Origin of the sequence: uncultured Pseudomonas sp. (genome assembly GCF_913774235.1) — a bacterium.
GTDB lineage: Bacteria > Pseudomonadota > Gammaproteobacteria > Pseudomonadales > Pseudomonadaceae > Chryseomonas.
On the sequence record NZ_CAJYDW010000012.1, the window covers coordinates 364,713 to 389,644 of the forward strand.

The 24,932-nt window shown below is 67.5% G+C and carries 21 protein-coding genes; 10 read left to right on the forward strand and 11 right to left on the reverse strand.

Annotated features, from left to right (window positions below; translation table 11 throughout):
* Window positions 1-24 precede the first annotated feature (24 nt).
* The 3 genes from QZ471_RS11185 to QZ471_RS11195 are packed head-to-tail and all read right to left on the reverse strand — an operon-like array spanning window position 25 to window position 2,826.
* On the reverse strand, window positions 25-954 hold the full coding sequence (locus QZ471_RS11185) for a sugar kinase (RefSeq protein WP_295463651.1): 930 nt from the start codon (window positions 952-954) through the stop codon (window positions 25-27).
* Window positions 947-1,729: a TIM barrel protein gene (locus QZ471_RS11190; protein WP_295463653.1), complete on the reverse strand. Its 783-nt coding sequence runs from the start codon at window positions 1,727-1,729 to the stop codon at window positions 947-949. The genes QZ471_RS11185 and QZ471_RS11190 overlap by 8 nt, the downstream gene beginning before the upstream one ends.
* A gap of 56 nt (window positions 1,730-1,785) precedes the next feature.
* On the reverse strand, window positions 1,786-2,826 hold the full coding sequence (locus QZ471_RS11195) for a substrate-binding domain-containing protein (protein ID WP_295463655.1): 1,041 nt from the start codon (window positions 2,824-2,826) through the stop codon (window positions 1,786-1,788).
* A gap of 165 nt (window positions 2,827-2,991) precedes the next feature.
* Here QZ471_RS11195 and QZ471_RS11200 point away from each other — a divergent pair, with 165 nt between their 5' ends.
* The 3 genes from QZ471_RS11200 (at window position 2,992) to recX (ending at window position 5,142) form a co-directional block, all read left to right on the forward strand.
* Complete coding sequence (locus QZ471_RS11200) at window positions 2,992-3,492, forward strand: CinA family protein (RefSeq protein ID WP_295463657.1); 501 nt, start codon at window positions 2,992-2,994, stop codon at window positions 3,490-3,492.
* Window positions 3,493-3,579: 87 nt separating this feature from the next.
* Window positions 3,580-4,623, forward strand: a complete 1,044-nt coding sequence (gene recA / locus QZ471_RS11205; RefSeq protein WP_295463659.1) for a recombinase RecA — start codon at window positions 3,580-3,582, stop codon at window positions 4,621-4,623.
* 66 nt (window positions 4,624-4,689) lie between these two features.
* Window positions 4,690-5,142: a recombination regulator RecX gene (recX, locus tag QZ471_RS11210; RefSeq protein ID WP_295463661.1), complete on the forward strand. Its 453-nt coding sequence runs from the start codon at window positions 4,690-4,692 to the stop codon at window positions 5,140-5,142.
* Between the two features lie 525 nt (window positions 5,143-5,667).
* Here recX and QZ471_RS11215 read toward each other — a convergent pair.
* Together QZ471_RS11215 and QZ471_RS11220 are read right to left on the reverse strand one after the other, a co-directional pair.
* On the reverse strand, window positions 5,668-6,747 hold the full coding sequence (locus QZ471_RS11215) for a TIGR00730 family Rossman fold protein (protein ID WP_295463663.1): 1,080 nt from the start codon (window positions 6,745-6,747) through the stop codon (window positions 5,668-5,670).
* 14 nt (window positions 6,748-6,761) lie between these two features.
* Window positions 6,762-7,169: a quorum-sensing-regulated virulence factor family protein gene (locus QZ471_RS11220; RefSeq protein ID WP_295463665.1), complete on the reverse strand. Its 408-nt coding sequence runs from the start codon at window positions 7,167-7,169 to the stop codon at window positions 6,762-6,764.
* A 141-nt stretch (window positions 7,170-7,310) separates the two neighbouring features.
* On the opposite strand from QZ471_RS11220, the gene QZ471_RS11225 reads away from it, so the two are divergent.
* The gene (locus tag QZ471_RS11225; protein WP_295463667.1) at window positions 7,311-8,048 is read left to right on the forward strand and encodes a tRNA-uridine aminocarboxypropyltransferase; all 738 of its coding nucleotides are present in this window, start codon (window positions 7,311-7,313) and stop codon (window positions 8,046-8,048) included.
* Here the strand turns inward: QZ471_RS11225 and QZ471_RS11230 are convergent.
* Window positions 8,041-8,937, reverse strand: coding sequence for a DMT family transporter (locus tag QZ471_RS11230; RefSeq protein ID WP_295463669.1), 897 nt, complete (start codon window positions 8,935-8,937; stop codon window positions 8,041-8,043). The genes QZ471_RS11225 and QZ471_RS11230 overlap by 8 nt on opposite strands.
* Window positions 8,938-9,118: 181 nt before the next feature.
* Between QZ471_RS11230 and erdR the strand changes: the two genes are divergently transcribed.
* Complete coding sequence (erdR, locus tag QZ471_RS11235) at window positions 9,119-9,769, forward strand: response regulator transcription factor ErdR (protein WP_295463671.1); 651 nt, start codon at window positions 9,119-9,121, stop codon at window positions 9,767-9,769.
* A 136-nt stretch (window positions 9,770-9,905) separates the two neighbouring features.
* Entirely contained in the window at window positions 9,906-10,286 is a 381-nt protein-coding gene (locus QZ471_RS11240) for a diacylglycerol kinase (protein ID WP_295463673.1), read from the forward strand.
* A gap of 13 nt (window positions 10,287-10,299) precedes the next feature.
* On the opposite strand, the gene QZ471_RS11245 is transcribed toward QZ471_RS11240, so the two are convergent.
* Window positions 10,300-11,499: a putative zinc-binding peptidase gene (locus QZ471_RS11245; protein ID WP_295463675.1), complete on the reverse strand. Its 1,200-nt coding sequence runs from the start codon at window positions 11,497-11,499 to the stop codon at window positions 10,300-10,302.
* A 203-nt stretch (window positions 11,500-11,702) separates the two neighbouring features.
* Between QZ471_RS11245 and QZ471_RS11250 the strand changes: the two genes are divergently transcribed.
* From QZ471_RS11250 to hutH, 4 genes are all read left to right on the forward strand, one after another.
* Complete coding sequence (locus QZ471_RS11250) at window positions 11,703-15,011, forward strand: transglutaminase family protein (protein ID WP_295463677.1); 3,309 nt, start codon at window positions 11,703-11,705, stop codon at window positions 15,009-15,011.
* A gap of 11 nt (window positions 15,012-15,022) precedes the next feature.
* Window positions 15,023-17,503 carry a circularly permuted type 2 ATP-grasp protein gene (locus QZ471_RS11255; protein ID WP_295463679.1) on the forward strand — a complete coding sequence of 827 codons (2,481 nt, stop codon included), beginning with the start codon at window positions 15,023-15,025 and terminating at the stop codon, window positions 17,501-17,503.
* A complete protein-coding gene (locus QZ471_RS11260) occupies window positions 17,503-18,384 on the forward strand; it encodes a transglutaminase family protein (protein WP_295463681.1) in 882 nt (293 codons plus the stop codon). The genes QZ471_RS11255 and QZ471_RS11260 overlap by 1 nt, the downstream gene beginning before the upstream one ends.
* A 642-nt stretch (window positions 18,385-19,026) precedes the next feature.
* Entirely contained in the window at window positions 19,027-20,559 is a 1,533-nt protein-coding gene (hutH, locus tag QZ471_RS11265) for a histidine ammonia-lyase (RefSeq protein ID WP_295463683.1), read from the forward strand.
* A 133-nt stretch (window positions 20,560-20,692) separates the two neighbouring features.
* Here hutH and QZ471_RS11270 read toward each other — a convergent pair whose 3' ends face one another.
* The 4 genes from QZ471_RS11270 to cobF all read right to left on the reverse strand — a co-directional run bounded on the left by QZ471_RS11270 (window position 20,693) and on the right by cobF (window position 24,859).
* Entirely contained in the window at window positions 20,693-21,301 is a 609-nt protein-coding gene (locus QZ471_RS11270) for an NAD(P)H-dependent oxidoreductase (RefSeq protein WP_295463684.1), read from the reverse strand.
* 759 nt (window positions 21,302-22,060) lie between these two features.
* Complete coding sequence (locus tag QZ471_RS11275) at window positions 22,061-23,437, reverse strand: PepSY-associated TM helix domain-containing protein (RefSeq protein WP_295463686.1); 1,377 nt, start codon at window positions 23,435-23,437, stop codon at window positions 22,061-22,063.
* Between the two features lie 87 nt (window positions 23,438-23,524).
* Complete coding sequence (locus tag QZ471_RS11280) at window positions 23,525-23,935, reverse strand: hypothetical protein (RefSeq protein ID WP_295463688.1); 411 nt, start codon at window positions 23,933-23,935, stop codon at window positions 23,525-23,527.
* A 162-nt stretch (window positions 23,936-24,097) separates the two neighbouring features.
* Window positions 24,098-24,859 carry a precorrin-6A synthase (deacetylating) gene (gene cobF, locus QZ471_RS11285; RefSeq protein ID WP_295463690.1) on the reverse strand — a complete coding sequence of 254 codons (762 nt, stop codon included), beginning with the start codon at window positions 24,857-24,859 and terminating at the stop codon, window positions 24,098-24,100.
* Between the last annotated feature and the right edge of the window lie 73 nt (window positions 24,860-24,932).

Consider the following 24,932-nt stretch of genomic DNA (forward strand, 5'->3'; position numbering starts at 1 on the left):
TCTTGTCAGGGGTGTGGGAGAGGATCAGCGGAGCTCGTGGCGGTAGGGCAGGCCTTCCATGTCGCCGACCACCTGCACGGCGCGGGCGCCGATCCAGTTGCCGCGGGCGACGGCGGCAGCCACGTCCAGGCCATCGAGCATGGCGCTTACGAAACCGGTGGCGAAGCCGTCGCCAGCGCCGACGGTGTCCACCACCTCGGCCACCGTCACGCCCGGCACCTTGCCCTCGGCCTCCGGGGTGCGCCAGTAGCCGCCCTGGGGACCGAGCTTGATGGCGACGGCCTGGGCGCCGCGGTCGAGGTAGAAGGCGGCGATGTCGGCGGGCGTGTCGTAGCCGGTCAGCAGACGCCCTTCGGCCAGGCCGGGCAATACCCAGTCGGCCAGGCTGGCGAGTTCGTTGAGCTCCCGGCGCATCTGGGCCTCGCTGTCCCACAGCGACGGGCGCAGGTTGGGATCGAAGGAGACGCTGCGACCGGCACCGCGCATGGCTTCCAGCAGATGACGGCTGAAGGCGCGGGCGCTGGGCGACAATGCCGGCGGGATGCCGGTGGCGTGCAGATGGCGCGCCTGCAGCAGGCTGGGGTCGAAGTCTTCCTCGATGTTGAGGTGGCTGGCCGCCGAACCGCGACGGAAATACTCAACCACCGGATCGCTGCCATCGAAGACACGGGACTTGAGCTGGAAGCCGGTGGGATGCCTGGGATCGACCTTGAGCCGAGTGCAGTCCAGTCCCTCGGCTTCGAGACTGGCGCGGACGAAGCGACCGAAGGAGTCGTCACCCACCCGCGACAGCCAGGCCACCTTGAAGCCGAGACGACTCAGGCCGATGGCCACGTTGTTGTCGGCGCCGGCGATGCGCTTGCCGAACTGGCCGACGCTGGCCAGATCGCCCGGGGTTTCGGCCACGAACATGGCCATGGTTTCGCCGAAGGCGAGGATGTCGAACTCAGCCATGGCGGCGCATCTCCTGCTGCTGGTTATCGAAGGTGCGTAGCGTCGCTACCTGGCGCCGGGCTTCGGCGAGCAGATCGGCACCCATCAGGGGAAACTCGATGGCCCGCCGCAGACCAGCGGGGAAGTAGCCCATCAGGCCCTGCCAGGCCAGCAGGTCGGCGGCTTCTGGGTGTACGGCATGCAGCCCACCGGCGCGCCGGCGCACCGCCTTGCAGTGCAGATAGCGTACGTCCGCGCCGAGCAGGCGGGCGGCCTGCAGCGGGTCCTCGTTCTGCCAGCGCCAGTTGCCGATGTCGAAGGTCAGCCCCACCGGCAGTTGCGCAGCCCGCGCCGCCTGGATGAAGGCGCGCAGGGGTTCGAGACGGCCGCCCTGCACGGTCTGGTCGTTTTCCACCAGCAGTTGCGGGCCCTCGTCCGCCAGCAAGGCGGATAGGGCGGTCAGGTCAGCCGCAGGGCGGTAGTGACCGAGCGACACCTTGAGGGTATCGGCGCCCAGGCGGCGGGCTTCGTCCAGGGCAGTGAACAGCCGTGGCGACAAGGCCCCGCCGGCGGTAGGCCAGAGCTCCAGCGGCACGGAATACACGCAGCCCAGGCCGGCGGCTGCAATGGCGTCGCGCAGGGCGTCGAAATCGGGTTCGCCGTCGAACAGCTCCGCGCGAATCTCCACGTGGGAGGCACCGGCGGCGGCGATGAGGTCGAGCCAGGCAGCCTGGCCCTGGGGGCGGACCACGTCGGCGCCGAAGGCCGAGGTGGTGATAGCAATCTCCGGTGGCATTGTTGTTCTCCTGAAACCGGTTTCATCAACAGACGAGCAAAAAGGGGAAAGGTGCCTCAGGTTCGCGCGCGCGTGGATCGGCGGATGTGCAGTTCCGCGGCGAAGGTCTGCCGCACCGGCGCGCTGCGATCACCCTCGATTCGCCGTTGCAGGCGCTCGAAGGCCGCTACCCCCAGGGCATGGGTCGGCTGGGCCAGGGCGCTGATGCCGCCGCCGACTAGGGGAAACCAGTCCAGGTCGTCCAGGGCGAGCAGGCCGAGGCGTTCGAACAGAGGTTCGCCCAGGGCCTGCAGGGCCAGGGTGGTCGCCAGGGTGGCCACGCCGTTGGCGGTGAGAATGGCCTTGGGGCCCGGTCCCGGCTTCGCCAGAAAGGCCGCCAGGTCGGTCTGCAGTGCCAGGGGCTGGTCCGCCTGGGTGCTGTGGCTGCCGCGGCAGCCGGGTTGGGCCGCCAATCTGGTTGCGAAGGCGGCCAGGCGCTGCTGGCGCGAGCTGGTGCCGTCCAGCGGCTCGCTCACCAGCAAGAGATCGCGATAGCCCTGCTCCAGCAAATGATTCAGGCCGGTCTCGATGGCCTCGTGATTGTCCAGCCCGACCAGATCGGCCTCGACGCCCGGCAATTCGCGGTCGAGCAGCACCAGTGGCAACGCCTTGCCCAGCTGCTGCAGGTCGGCCGCGTGTTGGCCGAAGGTGTTCACGATCAGGCCTTCGATGCTGTAGGACTGCAAGGCGGCCAGTTGCTGGCGCTCCTGCTGAGCATCCTGGTCGGTGTTGCACACCAGCAGCGAATAGCCTTGCTGGCGGCAGGCGGTTTCCACGCCATGCATCACCGCGGTGGAGTAGGGGTTGAGCATGTCGGCCACCAGCATGCCGATCAGGCGACTGCGCCCGCGCTTGAGGCCGCGCGCCATCTGGTTGGGCTGGAAGTCCAGGGCGACCACGGCCGCCTCGATACGCGCGGCGAGGGCGTCCGACAGCAGGCGACGGTCACCGCCGATGTAGCGGGACACGCTGGCCTTGGACACGCCGGCAGCGGCGGCCACTTCGGCGATGGTGGCGCGTGAGGAGGGACGCGCACCGGGAGTGAAGAAGTTGTTCATGGCGTACCGCTGTTGGAATTTTGTAGGTGCCTGAAACCGGTTTCAGTAAATCTTTTCTCCCCGTGGCGGGCAAGCCGGTCTAAGGTGCCTGCCGACCAGTGGTCGCCGCAGCTGTTCGTCTGGGGTGGTCACCTTCTTATATCCGTCTGTGCAAAAGAGGTTCCGATGGACGCCATCGACAGTCTCGCCACCCGCCTGGGCGAAGCCCTGCAAGCCGCTGGTGCCCAGGTCACCACCGCCGAATCCTGTACCGGGGGCGGCATCGCCGAGGCGATCACCCGCATCCCGGGCAGCTCCGCCTGGTTCGAGGCCGGTTTCGTGACCTATTCCAATCGCCAGAAGACGGCGCAACTGGACGTGCCGGCCGCGCTGTTCGAGCAGGTCGGCGCGGTCAGCGAAGAGGTGGTGACGGCCATGGCCCGGGGCGCCCAACGGCGCGCCGCTGCTCGCTTCGCCGTGGCGGTGAGCGGTATCGCCGGACCGGGCGGCGCGGTACCGGGCAAGCCGGTGGGTACCGTCTGGCTGGCCTGGGTGGACGGGGAAAAGTTGCACACCGAGCGACAGGTCTTTGCCGGTGATCGTGCGGCAGTTCGCCACCAGACCCAGGTCCGTGCCCTGGAGGTTTTGCTGGCGCTGTTGGACGAGGAAAAAGCCGCTCAGGTGTAGCAACCTGGTGGCGACTATGGTTTAATACTGTTCACTTATACAGGTATCCACGGCCGTCTGGCCCCTTCTTTCTTCGAGAGGAATCTAATGGACGACAACAAAAAGCGCGCCCTGGCCGCGGCCTTGGGACAGATCGAAAAGCAATTCGGCAAGGGCACCGTGATGCGCATGGGCGATCACGAGCGCCAGGCCATCCCGGCGATCTCCACCGGCTCCCTGGGCCTGGACATCGCCCTCGGCATCGGCGGCCTGCCCAAGGGCCGGATCGTCGAGATCTACGGTCCCGAGTCCTCGGGTAAGACTACCCTGACCCTGTCGGTCATCGCCCAGGCCCAGAAGCAGGGCGCCACCTGCGCCTTCGTCGACGCCGAGCACGCGCTCGACCCGGACTATGCCGGCAAGTTGGGCGTCAACGTCGACGACCTGCTGGTTTCCCAGCCGGACACCGGCGAACAGGCCCTGGAAATCACCGACATGCTGGTGCGTTCCAACGCGGTCGACGTGATCATCGTCGACTCCGTGGCGGCCCTGGTGCCTAAGGCCGAGATCGAAGGCGAGATGGGTGACATGCACGTGGGTCTGCAGGCGCGTCTGATGTCCCAGGCGCTGCGCAAGATCACCGGCAACATCAAGAACGCCAACTGCCTGGTCATCTTCATCAACCAGATCCGCATGAAGATCGGTGTGATGTTCGGCAACCCCGAGACCACCACCGGCGGTAACGCCCTGAAGTTCTACTCCTCGGTCCGTCTGGACATCCGCCGTATCGGCGCGGTGAAGGAAGGCGACGAGGTGGTCGGTAGCGAAACCCGCGTCAAGGTGGTCAAGAACAAGGTCTCGCCACCGTTCCGCCAGGCCGAGTTCCAGATCCTCTACGGCAAGGGCATCTACCTGAACGGCGAGATCATCGACCTCGGCGTGCAACTGGGCCTGATCGAGAAGTCCGGTGCCTGGTACAGCTACCAGGGCAGCAAGATCGGCCAGGGCAAGGGCAACGCCGCCAAGTTCCTGGACGACAACCCCGAGATCAAGGGAGCGCTGGACAAGGCGATCCGCGAGAAGCTGCTGAACCAGCCGAGCAACCAGAAGGCCGAGGTAGCTCAGGAAGAAGACGCCGACGTCGACTTCTGATCGCGTACCCACGCTTGAGACGACCCCCGCCCTGTGCGGGGGTTTTCGCATTGAGGAGGAAGCATCTTGGGCAATCCACTGGATACCACCGCCGCCATCCGCCTGGCCGCCATGGACCTGCTGGCGCGGCGTGAGCACGGGCGCGAAGAGCTGTCGCGCAAGCTGCGACGGCGCGGGGCCGAGGAGAGCCTGCTCGGTCCGGTGCTGGATCGCCTGGCCGAGGATGGTCTGCTCGACGAGAGTCGCTATCTGGAGAGCTACATCGCCAGCCGCGCCCGGGCCGGCTATGGCCCCCTGCGTATCCGCGAGGAACTGGGTCAGCGCGGCCTGAAGCGGGAGCAGATAGAGGCAGCGCTGCGCGACGCGGACGTGGACTGGCAAGGACAGCTGGAAGCCGTCTGGCGCAAGAAGTTCGGTACGCCGCCTACCGATGCCAAGGAGCGCGCCAAGCAAGGCCGCTTCCTGGCCTACCGTGGCTATGCCATGGACGGGATCAATCGGGTGCTGAGCCGGCGGTAGAGGGGAATGGGCCTGGGGTGCTGGGCTTCGCTGCGCTCGACCCGGCCCACAGGTCCATCTCGCCCACGGTGAGCGACTGATCGCGGAAAACGAAAGCTCGCATGGCTAACCCCCTCTCCCTCAGGGATAGGGTGGGGGTGAGGGCGCGCTTCGCGGCGGTGCCCGAGTGGAAAGTAGGCGCCGTTTTCCCATGCGTTTGTAGGAAGGGAATCAAGTTCAGAGCCATCGCGGCCATGGCGGTCCGCTGATGCGGCCGCTCCTGCAGGCGCTCGACGTACCCTTAGGAGCAACTGTCTTATCGCGGCCATGCCGGTGCGCCCTAGGGACCGCTCTGGCTTGGACTATCGCGGCCATGGCGGTCCGCCGATGCGGCCGCTCCTACAAAAGCCTCATCCTCTGTAGGAGCGGCCCATGGCCGCGATGGCATCGATCGACCTCGGTCGCGCAGGTTGGCGCTGACTTAAGCGAAGCCCAACATCAACTCTGCTGGCGGAATACGCTGGGCTTCACTGCGCCCTAACCAGCCTACGGGGATACCCACGACTCCGGTCGATTAAGCTCGTCCACCAACTCGCGCAGCCGGCCGTAGTGGCGACCATGGAAGTCGAAGGTAAGACGCGTCAGGTGGGCGAATTCGGCTTCGTCGGCACCGCCTTCGCCGGGTGCTAGCTGGGTGAAGCCGGGAGTGCGGCAGAGATCGGCGAAGTCTGTCGCCAGTCTTTCCAGGCAGGCGGGGGTCAGCGCGTGCTTCAGGCGGATGTAGAAGCGTTGATCACGCCAGCGGGTGGAGTGGTAGTTGCCGTAGAACTGCTCGATCTCCGCGGCGGCCGCCTCGGCGGAACGCACCAGGCGGACCAGCTTGAGATCGGCGGGCAGGATGTAGCCTTCGTCGAGCAGGTTGCGCTGCAGATAGGCCAGGGTGTCGTCCCAGAAATGACCGTCGGGCGTGTCCAGCAGCACCAGGGGTACCAGCGGACTCTTGCCGGTCTGGATCAGGGTGAGCACCTCGAAGGTTTCGTCCAGGGTGCCGAAACCACCAGGGCAGAGCACCAGCGCATCGGCTTCCTTGAGGAAGAACAGCTTGCGCACATAGAAGAAGTGGAAGGACAGCAGGTGATCCGTGCCTTCGATGGTCGGATTGGCCCGCTGCTCGAAGGGCAGGGTGATGTTGAAACCCAGGCTGGCTTCGGGGCCCGCGCCTTCGTGGGCCGCGCCCATGATGCCGGCGCCGCCGCCGGTGATGACCATCATGTCGCGCCGCGCCAGGGCGCTGCCCAGCTCGCGAGCGAGCCCATACAGAGCATGGTCGATGCGGGTACGCGCCGAGCCGAACACCGTGACCTTGCGCCGCCGCCGAAAGCGCTCCAGGGTGCGGAAGGCCTGCTCCAGCTCCTTCAGGGTCTGCAGCATGATCTTGGCGTCCCAGCGCGCCGGGTTGGTCTGCGCCATGCGCACCACCGTCACCAGCATCTCGCGGTACAGGCCCAGGTTGGGACTGCCGCCGGGCAGGGCATGCTCCAGCAAGTCGTCGATGCGCTGACCGAGATCGGCGGCGCTGGGCTCCACGTGGCGGGCCAGGTAGCTGTCGTCACTGTCCTCGGTCATGGCGCGAACTCCCGTTACTTGCCCAGGCCGCAGTCGGCCGCCTGGAAGCGCTCGACCATGATCGGCTTGTTGGTCTGGTATTCGGTGAAGTCATAGACCAGGGTAGCGCCGCGGGCCAGCAATTGACGGTAGCCGTTGTTCTGGCAGACGCTCTCGGCGAGCTGGACGCGGACCGTCGCCGGATTCTCGCGCATGCGGGCGGCGTGGGCCGGGCGCACGCTGAGGTGGTCGATCAGCTGCTTGCCCTGCACGGTGTAGCCACGGTCGAGGATGTCTTCGTTGATGGCGCGGGGCGTCCCCTGGCTGCTCTCGGCGGCGACCTTGCGCAGCATCTGGTTGAGCTCGTGATCCTTGAGCGACTCGGCCGCCTGGGCGGTGAAGGGCAGGGCGAGCGTCAGGGCGAGCAAGGCAAAACGAGGCATCGTGTTCTCCAGCGTAGGGAAGCCCGTTTCGACCGTGGTCGCGGGCAGGGGTTCGCAAGGCGTCTACCCAGGGTACCTTGCCTGGCCGCCGCGAGCATCCCGGTCGCTCTGGTAAACTGCGTTTTTGCCCAAGAGCCCGGCATGCCCCCGACCTCAGATATCTCCCTTCATGCCGTGGCTCGCCTGCGCCAGGAGCGCCTGGCGCGCAGCATCAAGCCCTTCGTCGCCCGAGGTTCACGCATGGCGCGCTGCCCGACCTGCCGCCTGGCCCCGAGCCATTGCCTGTGCGAGCTGCGTCCGTTGCGTCAGACCCGGGCCGGGATGTGCCTGCTGATGCACGACGTGGAGCCGCTCAAGCCGAGCAACACCGGCTGGCTGATCGCCGACGTGGTGGCCGACACCCATGCCTTCGGCTGGAGTCGTACTGCCGTCGATCCGCGTCTGCCGGCCTTGCTGGAACAACCCGAGTGGCAGCCGCTGCTGGTGTTTCCTGGCGAGTACGCCGCGCCCGAGCGGGTGGTGGAGACCTTGCCGCTCGCGCCTGGGCAGCGGCCGCTGTTCGTGCTGCTGGATGCCACCTGGACCGAAGCGCGCAAGATGTTCCGCAAGAGTCCCTATCTGGATGCCCTGCCGGTGCTGAGTTTCCAGCCCTCGGCGCTGTCGCGTTATCGACTACGCCGTTCCACTCGGGGCGAGCACCTCTGTACCGCCGAGGTGGCGGCGCTGTGCCTGGAGCTGGCCGGGGAGGCGCCGGTCGGTCGCTTGCTGGAGGCCTATCTGGACGTCTTCAGCGAGCGCTATCTGGATGCCAAGCACCACCTGCCGCTGGCGGCGGACAGTCCGGCCAGCCAGCACCTGATCGCCTTGAGCGCTAGTTGACCGGCTTGACCTCCACCGGCGCCTGCCGCGGCCAGAGTTGCGCGGCCAACATGCCGGCGAACATCAGCGCACAGCCCAGGTAGCCACGGCCGCTGAGAGACTCACCCAGCAGCCAGGCGCCGAAGAAGGCGGCGAACACCGCTTCCAGGGAAAAGATCACCGCCGCGTGGGAGGCGATGGCGCCACGCTGGGCGAAGACCTGCAGGGTGTAGCCGATGCCCGCGGCGATCACTCCGCCATAGAGCAATTCGGGCAGGGCGAGGGCGATCTGGCCGGCCTGGATCGGCTCGAAGATCAGTGCCAGCAACAGGCTCAGGGCGGCGCAGACCAGAAACTGCACGATGGACAGCAGGGTTGCATCATGGCGACTGGAATAGTGCCCCACCAGCAGCACGTGTACGCCCCAGGCCAGGGCGCCGGCCAGTTGCAGCAGATCGCCCGAGGCCACCTGGAAGTTCTCGCCGATGCTTAACAGGCCCATGCCGACCACCGCGAGGCAGGCGCCGACCCAGGTCCCGATGTGGCTGCGCTGGCCCAGCGCCAGTCCCAGCAGCGGCACCACGATGACGTAGAGCCCGGTGATGAAGCCGGAGTTGGTCACGCTGGTGAACAGCAGGCCGACCTGCTGCAGGTTGATGCCTAGGGTCAGCACCAGGCCCATCAGCAGGCCACCTTTGAGGGTGTCGCGGGTGAAGGCCTGCTGGCGGCCACCACGGCGCAGGAACAGCAGCAGCGGCAACAGGGTGAGGACGCCCAGTGCGAATCTCAGGCCGGTATAGAGGAAGGGACCGATGTGGGCCATGCCGCCGGTCTGGGCGACGAAGGCGCTGCCCCAGATGATGGCGGTGAGCAGCATGAGCAGATCGGCACGGAGAGCGGCGCTGGGCATCGGGTATCTCTTGGGCAAAAAAGCGCAACTGTGCCGCAACCGGCGGGCCTTGCCTACCGCTCGGATACCCTTCGGCCTTGCTCCCGCCCGCGTCGTTCGGCATGCTGAGGCGAGCGCGAACGCTGCCGGCGCGCCTGGTGCCGGGTGTTCGCCGCCTCATGACAACAAGGAAAGCTACACCATGGCGGCTGCCTACCAGATCCTGATCGCGGACGATCATCCGCTGTTTCGCAGCGCGCTGCAGCAGGCGCTCACCCTGGGCCTAGGGGCTCAGGCGCGGCTCACCGAAGTGGCCGATATCGCCGAGCTCCAGGCCTGTCTCGCCGAGAGCACTGACTGGGACCTGGTGCTGCTGGACCTGAACATGCCCGGTGCCTACGGCTTCTCCGGACTGGTGTTGCTGCGCGGTCAGTATCCGCAGGTGCCGGTGGTGATGATCTCGGCGCAGGAAGAACCCGCCGTGGTGCAGCGCGCCCGGGAATTCGGCGCCAGCGGCTTCATTCCCAAGTCCAGCGATCTGAGCACCCTGCAACAGGCGGTCAGCCAGGTGCTGGACGGCGATACCTGGTGGCCGCCGCAGGTGGAAGGCGCCGCTGCCCTGAGCGAGGAAGCCAAGGCCGCCAGCGCCGGACTCGCCAGCCTCACCCCACAGCAATTCCGCGTCCTGACCATGCTCTGCGAAGGCTTGCTCAACAAACAGATCGCCTTCGAGCTGAATGTCTCCGAAGCCACGGTGAAGGCCCATGCCACGGCCATCTTCCGTAAACTTGGCGTCCGCACCCGTACCCAGGCGGCGCTGCTGCTGCAGCAGTTGGAGAGTACCTCCAGCTAGGCCGACCCGGCACCTCAGGCGCGGGCGCTCGGCCCGTGCCTACTGGTCCGGCGCTCCACGTCCGTCCGGCGAGGCTGCCGATCTTCCCGCTTCATGCACCTGCCGCCCCTTATCGTCGGCGGTTCGACCACGCTGAATGGAGTTCCAGGTGATCTCTCCCTACAAAGGCAAGACCGGTCTGCGCCGGGTCATCAACGCAACGGGTTATTCCCTGGCCGGGCTACGTACGGCTTTTCGTCAGGAGGCGGCGTTCCGCTCCCTGGTAGCGCTCAACGTGGTGCTCTTGCCCATCGCCTTCTGGCTGGACGTCAGCCGTGGCGAGCGGGCTCTGCTGGTGGCGGTCTGCCTGCTATCGCTGGTGGTGGAGCTGTTCAATGCCGCCATCGAGGCGGTAGTGGATCGCATCTCGCTGGACTGGCACGAACTGTCGAAGAATGCCAAGGATCTTGGCAGTGCCGCGCAGTTCGTGGCCATGATCATCATCGCCGCGGTGTGGGGCGTCGTCCTGCTCGGCTGAGCAGGACGACCACTCAGACCGTTGCGCCCAGGGTGGCACCGGCGGCGGTTTCGTCGCTGGCCATGCCCTGTTCCAGCACGCTGGGCTGCGCCGAATGGATGACCTTGTGGATGAAGTGCAGCTTGGCGATCACCGGCGCCGGTAGGGCGAAGGGGTAGAAGTCCGGCTGGCCCATGCTGCGCGACAGCTCGTTGAGCATGGCCGCGAGTTCGATCCAGGCGTTGGCGAAGCCGAGGAATTCGTCGTCGCTGCGGTCTTCGGCCTCGTACAGCGCCTCGCGGGTGAAGGGCTGGAAGTCCAGCTGGGTGGTGGTGGCGTTCATCCCCAGGTTGGCCGCCGTGGCCAGGGTATCCATCATGTGCAGGTAGTGGGCCCAGGTTTCCGCCCAGTCTTCCCAGGGATGCATGGTGGCGTAGGCGCTGACGTACTGAGTTTCCCAATCCGCCGGTGCGCCCTGCTGATAGTGGCGCTCCAGCGCCTGACCGTAGTCGGCACGTTCGTCACCGAACAGAGCGCGGAAGGGTTCTTCCCATTCGGTGCCAGCAACCAATCGGTCGAAGTAGTAGTGGCCGACTTCGTGGCGGAAGTGCCCGAGCAGGGTGCGATAGGGCTCGTGCATGTCGGCCCGTACTTTCTCGCGGTGGGCGTCGTCCGCTTCGAGGATGTTCAGGGTGATGAGGCCGTTGGCATGGCCGGTGGTGGGCGTGCCGTTAGCGTCCGGGGCAAGGAAGTCGAAGGCCAGCCCGTGCTCGGCATCGACGCTTTGCGGAATCACCTGCAGGCCCAGGCCCAGCAATTGCGCGACCAGTTGCCGTTTGGCCAGCTCCAGCTTGCGCCAGCGCTCGCCGTTGCCCTCGAAGGTGAGATCGGGAATGGTGTGGTTGAGTTGGCAAGCCAGGCAGAAATCACTGCCCGCATCGGCGGGTACCAGCCAGTTGCAGGCTGCCGGGGTATCCAGGTTGGCGCAACGGCGATAAAGGCCGCTGCTGGCATCGGGCAATTGCCAGAGACCGCCTTCGCTGGGTTGCAGCGCCGTAGGCGTGCCCTGATCCGGGGCATAGCCGAGGGCAGCGCCACAGGCGAGGCACTCACTGTTGGGAAAGAAGATGGCCTGCCCACAGGTGCAACTGCCGACCTTGCGTTGGGAGGGCAACGCACGCAGGGCGTTGCGCTGGAGACGGTTCGAGCTGTAGCTTCCGAGAAAATTGCGCATATTGGATACCTGGCGAGGACGACCGCGTCGGACACCGAGCGGAACGCTGGCGTCTTGCTAGCGTTTTAGGCGAGCGCACGGTGATCCGAGTTCCGGGTTGTTCGTCGCCTGGTCCCATGGCAAGCCCTCTGCGGCGCCCCTCAGGGTGTCGGGGCACGAGATTTGCTCTTCATTGCTACCTAACCGGTGAACGGAGTCTCCCTGTGTCCATCCATGTCGCCCTGCAGCATGTCAGTCACTACACCTACGATCGCCTGGTGGAACTGGGCCCGCAGATCGTGCGCCTGCGCCCGGCGCCCCACAGCCGGACGCGCATCCTGTCCTATTCGCTGCGGGTCCAGCCGGAGCAGCATTTCATCAACTGGCAGCAGGACCCCCAGGGCAACTACCTGGCCCGCCTGGTGTTCCCGGAGCCGACCCGCGAATTCCGCGTGGAGGTCGACCTGGTCGCCGAGATGGCGGTGTTCAACCCCTTCGACTTCTTCCTCGAACCCTACGCCGAGCGTTTTCCCTTCGCCTATGCCGAGGAAGAGCGTCGCGAGCTGAGCGCCTTTCGTGAATGCCTGCCGGCCACGCCGGATTTCGCCCGCTACCTGGCGGATATCTCCCGCGAGCCGGTGCCCACCCTGGATTTCCTGGTCGCGCTGAACCAGCGCCTGAGCCGCGACGTGGCCTACCTGATCCGTCTCGAACCCGGGGTGCAGACCCCGGAGGAGACCCTGGAGAAGGGCTCCGGCTCGTGCCGCGACAGTGCCTGGCTGCTGGTGCAGCTGTTGCGCCACCTGGGTCTGGCGGCGCGCTTCGTCTCCGGCTATCTGATCCAGCTGACGGCTGACCAGAAGGCCCTGGACGGCCCCTCCGGCACCGAGGTGGACTTCACCGATCTGCACGCCTGGTGCGAGGTCTATCTGCCTGGCGCGGGCTGGATCGGGCTCGATCCCACCAGCGGCCTGCTGGCGGGTGAGGGGCATATCCCCCTGGCCTGCAGCCCGGAGCCGGCTTCGGCCGCGCCCATTTCCGGCCTGGTCAGCGAAAGCGAGTGCACCTTCACCCACCACATGGCCGTGGAGCGCCTATGGGAAGCCCCGCGGGTCACGCGGCCCTACGACGAGCGCCAGTGGCAGGACGTCCTTGCCCTGGGCCGCCGGGTGGACGGCGACCTGCAGGCCCAGGACGTGCGCCTGACCCTCGGTGGCGAGCCGACCTTCGTCGCCCTCGACTACCCCGATGACGAGGAGTGGAGCACCGCCGCCCTGGGACCGAACAAGCGTCGCCTGGCCACCGAGTTGTTCCACCGCCTGCGCCAGCACTATGCGCCCCAGGGGCTGGTGCACTTCGGTCAGGGCAAGTGGTACCCCGGCGAGCAACTGCCGCGCTGGTCGCTCAACTGCTTCTGGCGCGCCGACGGCCAACCACTGTGGCGCGATCCCGCCCTGCTGGCCGACGAGCGTCGCGACTACGGCGCCGACGCCGCCCTGGCCGAACGCTTCGTGCAGGAAGTGGCTCAGCGCCTGGGCGTGGCCGATGAGCATCGCTTCCCGGCCTTCGAGGACTGGCTCTACTACCTCTGGCGCGAGCGCCGCCTGCCTAGCAACGTCGATGCCACGGATTCCCGGCTGAGCGATCCGCTGGAGCGTGAGCGGCTACGACGGGTGTTCGGCCAGGGGCTGGATCGGGTGGTGGGCTACGTCCTACCGCTGGCGCGCACCGCTGCCGAGGATGGCTGGCGCAGCGGACCCTGGTTCCTGCGCGAGGAGCAGTGCCGGCTGGTGCCGGGCGACTCGCCGCTGGGCTATCGCCTGCCGCTGGATTCCCAGCCCTGGGTGCGCGACGAGGACTATCCCTACCTGCACCCCTCCGACCCCAACCAACCACTGCCGCCCCTGCCCGATCCCATCCGCCTGCAGGAGCGCTGGCGCCAGCCACGACCGGTCCGCAGCGTCGAGGCGACCAGCGCCCCAACCGCCCCGGCGCCCTTCGCCTCGGCGGGCGACATCGTCCGGACCGCCTTCTGCGCCGAGCCGCGCGAGGGGCGGCTGTACCTCTTCATGCCGCCGCTGGCTCGTCTGGAGGATTACCTGGAGCTGGTCGCCGCCATCGAGGACAGTGCCACCGCCCTGGGCTGCCCGGTGGTGCTGGAAGGCTACGAGCCGCCCCGCGATGCCCGCCTGATCAATTTCCGCGTCACCCCCGATCCCGGCGTGATCGAGGTCAACATCCATCCGGTGGCGACCTGGGACGCCCTGGTCGAACAAAGCGAATTTCTCTACGAGGCGGCGCGGCTGTCGCGCCTGACCAGCGAGAAGTTCATGGTCGACGGTCGCCACACCGGTACCGGCGGCGGCAGCCACTGCGTGCTGGGCGGGGCGACGCCGGCCGATTCGCCCTTCCTGCGCCGCCCCGACTTGCTGCGCAGCCTGATCAGCTACTGGCACAACCATCCGTCACTCTCCTACCTGTTCGCCGGCCTCTTCATCGGCCCGACCTCCCAGGCACCGCGGGTCGACGAGGCGCGCAACGACGCCCTCTACGAGCTGGAACTGGCCTTCGCCCAGTTTCCGGCGCCGGGCACTGCCTGTCCGCCCTGGCTGGTGGATCGCCTGCTGCGCAACCTGCTGGTGGACGTGACCGGCAACACCCACCGCGCCGAGTTCTGCATCGACAAGCTCTATTCCCCCGACAGCGCCAGCGGCCGCCTCGGTCTGCTGGAGTTGCGCGCCTTCGAGATGCCACCCCACAGCCGCCTGCAGTTGGTGCAGCAACTGCTGCTGCGCGCCCTGGTCGCCCGGTTCTGGCGCGAACCCTATGCGCCGGAGCGTCTGGCCCGCTGGGGCACCGAGCTGCATGACCGCTTCCTGCTGCCGCACTTCATCCAGGATGACTTCCGGGACGTGCTCGCCGAGCTGGCCGACGCCGGCTACGCCTTCGACCCGGCCTGGTTCGCCGCGCATTTCGAGTTCCGCTTTCCCAAGTACGGCGACTTCGCGGTCAAGGGCATCGAGCTGGAGCTGCGCCAGGCGCTGGAGCCCTGGCACGTGCTGGGCGAGGAGGGCGCCATTGGCGGTACGGTACGCTATGTCGATTCCTCTTTGGAGCGGGTCCAGGTCAAGGTCACTGGCCTCGCGCCGGATCGCTACGCCTTGACCTGCAACGGCGCCCGGGTGCCGCTGCGGCCGACCGGGCGGGTTGGCGAATATGTCGGCGGGGTGCGCTTCCGCGCCTGGCAACCGGCGTCGGCCCTGCATCCCAACCTGGGCGTGGACGCGCCCCTGGTGTTCGATCTGGTGGATACCTGGATGCAGCGCTCCCTGGGCGGTTGCCAGTATCATGTGGCCCATCCGGGCGGGCGCAACTACGCTACGCTACCGGTCAACGCCTACGAGGCGGAAAGTCGGCGCCTGGCGCGCTTCTTCCGCTTCGGGCATACCCCGGGGCGGCAGGTTCCGACTTCTCTCGCGACGAGTCTGGAGGCGCCCTTCACCCTGGATCTGCGCCAGACCCACGTCAGCTGACCGCTCCCGACATGCAACCAACCTCCACACGCGCCGCCCTCGAGGCGGCCGGCAGCTTCAACGAGCTCTGGGACCCCCGCGGCGGCGTCCGCCCGACCTGGCGCCGCTTCTACGGGCACCTGGCCGGGCTGCGGCCGGCCCAGCTGGACCAGCGCCAGGCGCTGATCGCCCGGCAGATCCAGGAAAACGGCGTGACCTACAACGTCTACGCCGATCCCAAGGGCAGCGATCGGCCCTGGGCGCTGGACCTGCTGCCGCAACTGATCTCAGCGGAGGAGTGGGCGCCGCTGGCGGCTGGAGTGGCGCAGCGGGCACGGTTGCTCAATCGGGTACTGGGCGATCTCTATGGCGAACAGCGGCTGCTGCGCGAGGGCCTGCTGCCACCAGAGCTGGTGTTCGGCCACAACAACTTCCTTTGGGCCTGCCAGGGCCTGCGGCCGCCGGGGGATACCTGGCTGCACGTCTATGCAGTGGACCTGGCGCGGGCGCCGGATGGCCGCTGGTGGGTGCTGGCGGACCGTACCCAGGCACCCTCTGGCGCCGGCTACGCCCTGGAAAACCGTCACATCGTGGCGCGTGCCTTTCCCGAGCAGCACCGCGACCTGCAGGTCCAGCCGCTCAACGGCTACTTCCAGGCCCTGCAGCGCACCCTCAGCGCCGGTCTGGATACCGGTGACGAGGCACCCCTGGCGGTGCTGCTCACCCCGGGACGCTACAACGAGACCTATTTCGAGCACCTCTACCAGGCGCGGCAACTGGGCTTTCCGCTGGTGGAAGGCCAGGACCTCACGGTGCGCGATGCCTGTCTGTACCTGAAGACCCTGAGCGGTCTGCGCCGGGTCCACGCGGTGTTCCGCCGCCTGGATGACGACTTCTGCGATCCGCTGGAGCTGCGTAGCGACTCGGCGCTGGGCGTACCCGGGCTGCTGGAAGCGGTGCGTCAGGGCAATGTCATCATGGCCAATGCCCTGGGCAGCGGCCTGCTGGAGTCACCCGGCCTGCTGGGCTTCCTGCCCGGCGTCTGCCAGGCGCTGCTGGGCGAGACCCTGGCGCTGCCAGCGGTCGCCACCTGGTGGTGCGGCGAGACGCCGGTGCGGGAAGAGGCCCTGGCCCGCCTCGGCGAGCTGGTGATCAAGCCGGCCTATCCCTCCCAGCGCTTCGAGCCGGTATTCGGCAAGGCCTTGGATGCCGAGGAGCGCGCCGCCCTGCGCGAGCGCATCGAGGCGCGTCCCCATGCCTATGTCGCCCAGGAGCGCATCCAGCTCTCCCGGGCGCCGGTCTGGCAGGGCGGCAGCCTGCAGTCGCGGGCCATCGGCATGCGCGTCTATGCGGTGGCCAGCGAAGACGGCTACTGGGTGATGCCCGGCGGCCTGACTCGGGTCGCCCACGAGGGCGCCGAGGTGGTATCCATGCAGCGCGGCGGTTCGAGCAAGGACACCTGGGTGCTGGGCGGCAGTCGCAGCGCTGCCGAGGTGCCGGCACCGCGGATGCTCGGGGTGCGCGACCTGGTGCGCAAGGATCCCTTCCTGCCTTCGCGCACCGCCGAGAACCTGTTCTGGTACGGGCGCTACAGCGAGCGCTGCGAAGATGCCGCGCGTCTGCTGCGCATCGTGCTCAGCCGCTACCTGGATGCCGACGATCAGGGGCCGGCGGTGCAGGCCGCCATCGAGCTGGCCATGGCCCTGGAGTTACTGCCGGAGGAGGGTACCCTCGCCGAACAGCTGCATGCGGCGCTCGGCCCGGGCGATTTTCCCAGCGGTCTCGGCGCCAACCTGCAACGCCTGCACTGGGCCGCGGCCCAGGTACGGGGACGGCTGTCGCCGGAGAACTGGCGCGCCATCCGCGAGGTGGAGCGCGAGGCGCGCGGACTGGGCCAGGTGGGCAGCGAGCCGGGCGAAGCCCTGCAGAGCCTCAACCGCCTGGTGATGGCCCTGGCGGCGGTGGCCGGCTTCACCTTCGACGACATGACCCACGACGAGAGCTGGCGCTTCCTGATGATCGGCCGGCGTATCGAGCGGGTGCAGTTCCTCGCCGGCAGCCTGGCGCAGTTCCTCGAAGGCGGCGCCACCTGGGATGCGGCGGGGCTGGAGTGGCTGCTGGAGCTGGGTAACAGCATCATCACCTACCGGTCACGTTACCAGGCGGCGCCGCAACTCATCCCGGTGCTGGACCTGCTGATGCTGCATGAGCACAACCCCTATTCGATCCGCTTCCAGCTGCATGCCCTGATCAACGCCGTGGAACACCTGGAGCGCTACTTCGGCCTGGCGCGCGATCCCGCCCTGAACGACGCCTACGATCGCCTGCGCCGCTTCGATCTCGGCACCCTGGAAAGCACCCTGTTCGGCGACGTCGGCCGGGTCGAGGTCCAGCAGGGCCTGGCGCGGCTCTTGCGGCAGATCGCCGAAGCCAGCGGCCAGCTTTCCGAACGGGTCATCTATCGCTGTTTCGCCCATGTCGACGTGGTGAGCCAGCGCACGGTGTCCATGTGATGAAGCAGGTTCGCTATCGCATCCAGCACGACACCCACTACCGTTACGAAGCGCCGGTGTCGCTTTCGCAGCAGCTACTCCACCTGCTGCCGCGTGAGTGCGCCTGGCAGCGCTGCCTGTCGCAGCAACTGGCCATCTTGCCGGCACCGACCCAGCGTCACGACGCCTGGGATGCCTTCGGCAATCCGCTGACCCGGCTGTCCTTCGAGCGCCCGCACGATGAACTCTACGTCGGCACCGACCTGGAGGTGGAGGTGGACTCCCGCGCCGGTCTGGTGCTGGAAGACTCGCCAGCCTGGGAAGAAGTACGCGATGGCCTGCGCTATCCGGCACCCAGCGTAGCGCTGGGCGTCCACCATTTCCGCTTTGAATCGCCGGCGGTGCCCATCGACCGGATCTTTTCCCGCTTCGCGGCGGACTGCTTCCCGCCCGGCCGCCCGTTGCTCCTGGGCTGCCAGGCGTTGATGGAGAAGATCAACCGCGAATTCCGCTTCGATGCCACCGCCACCCAGGTGGCGACGCCCTTGCGCGAAGTGCTGGAGCATCGCCATGGGGTCTGCCAGGACTTCGCGCACCTGATGTTGGCCTGCCTGCGCGGCCTGGGCCTGGTGGCGCGCTACGTCAGCGGCTACCTGCTGACCCAGCCGCCACCCGGCAAGCCACGGCTGATCGGCGCCGATGCCTCCCATGCCTGGGTCAGCGTGCATTGCCCGGTGCTGGGCTGGGTCGACTTTGACCCCACCAATGACGTCCTGCCGGACCTGGAGCACATCACCCTGGCCTGGGGCCGCGACTTCACCGACGTCTCGCCGCTGCGGGGGGTGATCCTCGGCGGCGGGAATCACGATCCGGTAGTCGAGGTGACGGTGACGCCGCTGTAGTTCTCTTCCAGGACTGAATTCCGGGTATGAACGGCGGTGCGGGGCTGGACATCCCGCCCGGTGAGCTCAAGCGCAGTTGAGGCGACCCTGGGCTCTATCCGTTGCTCGGGCTGGTGGTGAGCCTTTGGGTCGCATCCTCCGGCCTTGCTGGCTGGCTATTTGGCCTTTGCCTGGGGTCCTGATCGTCCGGACGACATTCCTCGACGCTTGGCAGCGTCTTAGCCGCTACCTGCCGCCTATATGGCTGATTCGGTGCCTGCGCGCTGGGCCGATGGTCCAGATCCACCGCAGCCTGATGCAGCTCCTCGACCTGGATAGGCCAAGCGCTGCAGCGCCTTCATGGCGCCTTTCCGAGTCCCATCCGCGATCCCGCGCGGGGCCGTAGCAACGGTCTCGGTGGCCATGGCTTGACTAGGTGGCTGCTTATCTATAAATGTATATACATTAAGCGATGGCTAACCCGCCGGTCATCTCGGGTCCAGGACGACCATGTCCTTGGCGCGGCAGCCGGGCGGTGGGACAGGTCCGGGCTGTTTCCGACATCCGGGATGATCCGTCACGCCGACGCCGGCATGACCTCGCCATCGATCACGCCTGGGAGCAGGGGCTGACGCTGCCCATCATCGACACTGGAGTCACCGAATGAAGAGCTTCACCCTGCAGCCCGGCCACCTGACCCTGGCCCAGCTCCGCGACATCCATCGCCAGCCCGCTACCCTGGTTTTGGCCGAAAGCGCCGCGGCGGCCATCGACGCCAGCGTCGGTTGCGTCGAGCGCATCCTCGCCGAGGGTCGCACCGCCTACGGCATCAATACCGGCTTCGGTCTGCTGGCCTCGACCCGCATCGCGCCCCATGACCTGGAGAAGCTGCAACGCTCCCTGGTGCTGTCCCACGCCGCCGGTATTGGCGAGCCGCTGGACGATGCCCTGGTGCGGCTGATCCTCTGGCTCAAGGTCAACAGCCTGGCCCGTGGCTTCTCCGGTATCCGTCGCCAGGTGATCGATGCCTTGGTGGCTTTGATCAACGCCGAGGTCTATCCGCACATTCCACTCAAGGGCTCGGTGGGGGCCTCGGGCGACCTGGCGCCCCTGGCCCATCTGTCCCTGGTACTCCTAGGTGAGGGCAAGGCGCGCCATCGCGGCCAGTGGCTGCCGGCCAGCGAGGCCCTGGCGGTAGCTGGCCTGGAACCCCTGACCCTGGCCGCTAAGGAGGGCCTGGCGCTGCTCAACGGCACCCAGGTATCCACCGCCTACGCCCTGCGTGGCCTGTTCGAAGCCGAGGATCTCTATGCCGCCGCCACCGTCTGCGGCGGACTCAGCGTGGAGGCCATGCTCGGCTCGCGGGCTCCCTTCGATGCGCGCATCCATGCCGCCCGCGGGCAGCGCGGCCAGATCGATGCGGCGGCGGCCTACCGGGCGCTGCTCACCGAGACCAGCGAGATCGCCCGGTCCCACGCCAACTGCGACAAGGTGCAGGACCCTTACTCGTTGCGTTGTCAGCCCCAGGTGATGGGTGCCTGCCTGACCCAGCTGCGCCAGGCCGCCGAGGTTCTGGAGGTGGAGTCCAATGCCGTCTCCGATAACCCGCTGGTGTTCGCCGAGGAGTTCGAGGTGATCTCCGGCGGCAACTTCCACGCCGAGCCGGTGGCCATGGCCGCCGACAACCTGGCCTTGGCCCTGGCCGAGATCGGGGCGCTGTCCGAGCGGCGTATCTCGCTGATGATGGACAGGCACATGTCCCAGCTGCCGCCGTTCCTGGTGGAGAATGGCGGGGTCAACTCCGGCTTCATGATCGCCCAGGTCACCGCCGCGGCCCTGGCCAGCGACAACAAGGCGCTGGCCCATCCGGCCAGCGTCGACAGCCTGCCCACCTCGGCCAACCAAGAAGACCACGTATCCATGGCGCCCAACGCCGGCAAGCGGCTCTGGGCCATGGCCGACAATGTGCGCGGCATTCTCGCCATCGAATGGCTGGGCGCCTGCCAGGGCCTGGACTTCCGGACCGGCCTCAAGACCACGCCGGCCCTGGAGCGCGCCCGTGGCCTGTTGCGCGCGGCAGTACCCTACTACCATGAGGACCGCTTCTTCGCGCCGGACATCGAGCGTGCGGTGGACCTGCTGGCGAGTGGCTGCCTGAACGAACTGGTGCCGGCGCAGCTGTTGCCTAGTCTCTGAGCGTCGTCTGGCGCCGGTGAGCAGCACGGCAGACGACAGGGGGGCGAGGACTGCCTGGGTGAACGCAGCCAGAGTGACGCCTGTTCGCAGCGTCACCCGCCCAAGCTGCAGGGCGAAACGGCGACGCCTTGGCTCAGAGTCTGTTCGCCAAGGCTTCGGCCTCGCGACTGGCCTGGTCGCGTGAGGTCCGGTCGACCTCGGGGCCGAATAGGGTCTTTTCCAGCACCAGGGTATGCATCCGGTCGACGCCGACCATTTCGCACCAGGTGCGCAGATAGGACTCCTGATGCTCCTGACGATCCAAGGCCGCACCGCGAGCAGCGATCACCACTGCCTGGCGGCCGCCAAGCAAGCCGTTGAGGCCGCGCTCGTCGAAGGTGAACAGCAGGTCTTTCTGGCTGACCACGTCGAACAGCTGCTTGAGCTTGTAGGGAATACCGAAATTCCAGCAGGGCACACCGAACAGCAGGACGTCGGCGGCCTTGAAACGCTGCGCCAGCTGCTGGGCGACCGTCCAGGCATGCTGCTGTTCGGGGCTCAGGGCTTGGCCCTGGATGCCAGCGTACTTGGCGTCGAGGATGGGCCCGTCGAATTCCGGGAGATCGCAATGCCAGACGTCGAGGGTGTCGACCTCGCCATCCGGGTGCTTCCGTCGCCAGGCCTGGATGAAGGCGTTGGCGACTTCCAGGGAAGCGGAGCGATCCTGGCGGGGAGAACCTATCACGTGCAGCAGGCGGGGCATCGGCAGATCCTTGTGGATGGGAATTGCGATAACTATAAGCGCATCATCCGAGGGTGCCAGCCTGGAATGAGGTGTGCCGATGGATGGTCTGGGAGGCGGTTGTCGGCGTGACTAATTGCGTTGGGCGGGCCCTCACCCCAGCCCTCTCCCGGAGGGAGAGGGGGCGGTGTGGAGCAGGCGGGAGGCTGCGTGCGCTACAAAACGGGCAACGGCACAGCCTTGTCCACGGGTCCGGCGTAGGCACCGATGGAAAACGCTGCTGCTGAAGGTTGGGCGGGCCCTTACCCCAGCCCTCTCCCGGAGGGAGAGGGGGCAGCCTAGTACAGGCGGGAGGCTGCGTGCGTCGTAGGGTGGACAACGGCGTAGCCTTGTCCACGTGTCCGGTTTGGGCACCAGTGGAAAACGCTGCGGCTGAAGGTTGGGCGGGGCCCTCACCCCAGCCCTCTCCCGGAGAGAGAGGGGGCGGTGTGGAGCAGGTGGGAGGTTGCGTGCGCTACAAAACGGGCAACGGCACAGCCTTGTCCACGGGTCCGGCGTAGGCACCGATGGAAAACGCTGCGGCTGAAGGTTGGGCGGGCCTTCACCCCAGCCCTCTCCCAGGGGGAGAGGGGGCGATTTGGAGCAAGCGGGAGGCTGCGTGCGTCGTTAGGGTGGACAACGGCGCAGCCTTGTCCACGCGTCCGGTTTGGGCACCAGTGGAAAACGCTGCGCGGTTTTCCACGCTACGACTCCTCACCCAGCCCTTATGCCATCCCCATCTCAGGCCGAACCGGCCTCCGTGCGCAGGGCCGGGCCGCGCAGGCCGAGCAGGGCGTCCACCAGCAGGAAGAGCAGCAGACTGCCGCCCAGTACCGGTAGGCACAGGCCGAGCGCCAGGGCCACGATCGGTACCAGCACCCGCGCCAGCGGCGGTAGTCGGCGCCAGAGCTCGATCAGGCCGGGTTGCGCGGGATCGCGAGTGGGGCGGCGACGCCACCAGAGCAGGTAGCCCCAGACCGTCATCACCAGCAGGCCGAGGGCGATGACCACTAGCACCAACTGGTTGGCCAGGCCGAAGAGCACGCCCATATGGGCGTCGATGCCCCAGCGGGTCAGCTTGGCTGGCAGGGAATACTGGGCGAAGCGCACCTGGTCCACCACCCGCAGGCTCGTCGGATCGACGGACACGGCATCCACCTGGGTCGGCCAGCGGCGGTCGATCTCGCTGACCGTCCAGGCCTTGTCGGCGCTGCGGGCGGGGCGGATCTCCAGCTTGCCGGCATCGATGCCGGCAGCGCGGGCACTGGCCAGCACCTGGTCGAAGGTGGCCGGGTCCAGCGGGCCAGCGGCCGGTGTGGGCGTATTGGCCTGGCCATGGTGGCCGGCATGCTCGTCGTGGTTCATGGCGGGCATGGTCGCCGGGCTCAGGGCCGTCTTGACGCTGGGAGTGGACCAGCCGTAGTGGGCGCGCAGGACGCCGATGTTGTCACCGGCGAAACGCGACCAGGTCAGGCCCGTGGCGGACAGGAACAGCAGGCCGGCCAACAGCCACAGCCCGGTGCTGGCATGCAGACCACGCAGGCCCCGGGCCGGGCGCCGCTGGCGGCGACGCACCAGCCAGAGCGTCAGGCCGCCGAGGGCGGCGACCCATAGCCAGGAGGCGGCCAGTTCGCTGTAGAGCCTGCCGAATTCGCCCAGCAGCAGGGTGCGGTGGAAGTGGCTGAGGGCGGTGCGTAGCGGCAGGATGCCGCTGGTGCCATAGACCGCCAGGTCGCCACGGATGGTGCCATTGACCGGATCGACGAAGAGGGCGCGATGGGCCGATTCACCCAGGGGGGGGTCGTTGAACATCACCCGGGTGGTGTCGCCTGCCTCGGGGGCCGGACGGACCGCGGCCACGACCGCAGTCGGACCGGCCACTGCCTGGGCGGCACGGACCTGCTCGGCCAGCGGCAGGGACTCGCCGCGGCTGGGGGTGTGCAGTGCCTCGGCATAGAGGCGGGCTTCGAGTTGCGGGGTGAGGGCATAGATCAGGCCGCTGGCGGCGGCCACCAGCAGGAAGGGGCCGACGAACAGGCCGATGAGAAAGTGCAGCCGCGCCAGCAGCTGCAACAGCGGTCCGGGTTTGCTGGCCGGAGCGGAAGAGTACGAAGTCATAGCGTTCACCACGGATCGGCGCGCGGCCAGCGGCTGGCCACGTGCGGAGTGACGGAAAAAAGGACGAAGGTTTCCGTAGCCGAGGTGTCAGGGGGCCTGGGGATGCAGCGCGGAGCGCCGCGCCCGAGGTGGGGGCGGCAGGGTGCTCAGATAGCGGCGCCGATGGGGATCGCTCGGGCGCAGTAGCCACTGCAGTACGACGGCCGCCAGGGTGATGAGCAAGAGGGTGGCGGCGAACACGCAATCACCGGTGGGGGAGAGCGTCGTGACGCTGCCGCCTGGCACCTGGGCGTGCATGCCGGCCATGTCCGCCGGCATGGGCAGCGCCTGGGCGTCGTGATGATGATGCGCGTGCGCCTGGACACCGCTGGGCGGCAATGGCTGGGTGAAGCGGGCTAGCATCTGGCCATGTCCCAGGGCGCAGACGAGTCCGTTCAACAGGATGCAGGCGAGCAGCATCCAGGCGAGCGAAGCGCGCGGGGAACGGACGGATTTCATGGCTGCGGACTCTATCATCGTCGCGAGCGTCACACAGCCCAGCTTGACCGGGTGGCCGGTGGCGTGCGCCGAAATGTCGCGCCCCGTGGGTGTTGGCGCAGGGACCTCGAGCGAGGCGCCAGCCGTCATCCTGGACAGGGGCTGACGTGGGCGTGGTAAGGCTCACGCGTCCGCCGGCCCCCGGCAGAGCAGATAGGTATCCATGATCCAGCCGTGTTCTTCGCGCGCCGCACTGCGCACCCGGTGGATCTCGTCGGCCACCTCCTGCAGCGGCCCGGCGATGAGGATCTCGTCCGCCGTGCCCACGTAGGCACCCCAGTAGATGTAGAGCCCAGGCTCGTCCAGGCGGCGATAGGCTTCGTGGGAGTCGAGCATCACCACCAGGCTGTCCAGGTGCTCGGGGAAGCGCTCCAGGCGCCGGCCCGGGGTGATCTCCAGGGCCTGGCCGATGCGATTGAGCGGCACCCGATGGCGCGCGGCCAGGGCCTGGACGCTGGAGATGCCGGGGATCACCTCATAGTCGAAGTCCAGCCGGCCCTCGCGCTTGATGGCCGCCAGGATGCGCAGGGTGCTGTCGTACAGCGCCGGATCGCCCCAGACCAGGAAGGCGCCGCATTCGTTGTCCGCCAGCTCCTGCTCGATCATCTCCACCATCAGCGCCTGCTTGGCGGCGTTGAGGTCGTCCACCGCCTGGCGATAGTCACCTTCGCGGCGACGTTCGGGGATGGGCGCGGTGACGAAGCGGTAGTCCGCCTGGCGGATGTGGCGGGCGCAGATGGTCTCGCGCAAGTGGATCAGGCTGTCCTTTTCCGAGCCCTTGTCGAACAGGAAGAAGGTGCTGGCGCGATTGAGGGCGGCGATGGCCTGGAGGGTCAGGTAGTCGGGATCGCCGGCGCCGATGCCGATGACCAGGAGGGTTTTCATGGGGGTGTCTCAACTGGGGCAGATGAGTGCCAGTGTAACCGGGATGCCTTTTCGGTAGAGCGGTATGGAGTCG

Excerpts from the sequence above, each read along its gene's own strand:
- QZ471_RS11230 (WP_295463669.1), bottom strand. The coding sequence starts at position 8,937 with ATGCCCAGCGCCGCTCTCCGTGCCGATCTGCTCATGCTGCTCACCGCC.
- QZ471_RS11195 (WP_295463655.1), bottom strand. The coding sequence starts at position 2,826 with ATGAACAACTTCTTCACTCCCGGTGCGCGTCCCTCCTCACGCGCCACC.
- QZ471_RS11245 (WP_295463675.1), bottom strand. The coding sequence starts at position 11,499 with ATGCGCAATTTTCTCGGAAGCTACAGCTCGAACCGTCTCCAGCGCAAC.
- QZ471_RS11280 (WP_295463688.1), bottom strand. The coding sequence starts at position 23,935 with ATGAAATCCGTCCGTTCCCCGCGCGCTTCGCTCGCCTGGATGCTGCTC.
- QZ471_RS11225 (WP_295463667.1), top strand. The coding sequence starts at position 7,311 with ATGCCCCCGACCTCAGATATCTCCCTTCATGCCGTGGCTCGCCTGCGC.
- QZ471_RS11270 (WP_295463684.1), bottom strand. The coding sequence starts at position 21,301 with ATGCCCCGCCTGCTGCACGTGATAGGTTCTCCCCGCCAGGATCGCTCC.
- QZ471_RS11255 (WP_295463679.1), top strand. The coding sequence starts at position 15,023 with ATGCAACCAACCTCCACACGCGCCGCCCTCGAGGCGGCCGGCAGCTTC.
- recA (WP_295463659.1), top strand. The coding sequence starts at position 3,580 with ATGGACGACAACAAAAAGCGCGCCCTGGCCGCGGCCTTGGGACAGATC.
- QZ471_RS11190 (WP_295463653.1), bottom strand. The coding sequence starts at position 1,729 with ATGCCACCGGAGATTGCTATCACCACCTCGGCCTTCGGCGCCGACGTG.
- cobF (WP_295463690.1), bottom strand. The coding sequence starts at position 24,859 with ATGAAAACCCTCCTGGTCATCGGCATCGGCGCCGGCGATCCCGACTAC.
- QZ471_RS11200 (WP_295463657.1), top strand. The coding sequence starts at position 2,992 with ATGGACGCCATCGACAGTCTCGCCACCCGCCTGGGCGAAGCCCTGCAA.
- QZ471_RS11185 (WP_295463651.1), bottom strand. The coding sequence starts at position 954 with ATGGCTGAGTTCGACATCCTCGCCTTCGGCGAAACCATGGCCATGTTC.
- hutH (WP_295463683.1), top strand. The coding sequence starts at position 19,027 with ATGAAGAGCTTCACCCTGCAGCCCGGCCACCTGACCCTGGCCCAGCTC.
- QZ471_RS11215 (WP_295463663.1), bottom strand. The coding sequence starts at position 6,747 with ATGACCGAGGACAGTGACGACAGCTACCTGGCCCGCCACGTGGAGCCC.
- QZ471_RS11220 (WP_295463665.1), bottom strand. The coding sequence starts at position 7,169 with ATGCCTCGTTTTGCCTTGCTCGCCCTGACGCTCGCCCTGCCCTTCACC.
- QZ471_RS11240 (WP_295463673.1), top strand. The coding sequence starts at position 9,906 with ATGGAGTTCCAGGTGATCTCTCCCTACAAAGGCAAGACCGGTCTGCGC.
- QZ471_RS11275 (WP_295463686.1), bottom strand. The coding sequence starts at position 23,437 with ATGACTTCGTACTCTTCCGCTCCGGCCAGCAAACCCGGACCGCTGTTG.
- QZ471_RS11260 (WP_295463681.1), top strand. The coding sequence starts at position 17,503 with ATGAAGCAGGTTCGCTATCGCATCCAGCACGACACCCACTACCGTTAC.
- erdR (WP_295463671.1), top strand. The coding sequence starts at position 9,119 with ATGGCGGCTGCCTACCAGATCCTGATCGCGGACGATCATCCGCTGTTT.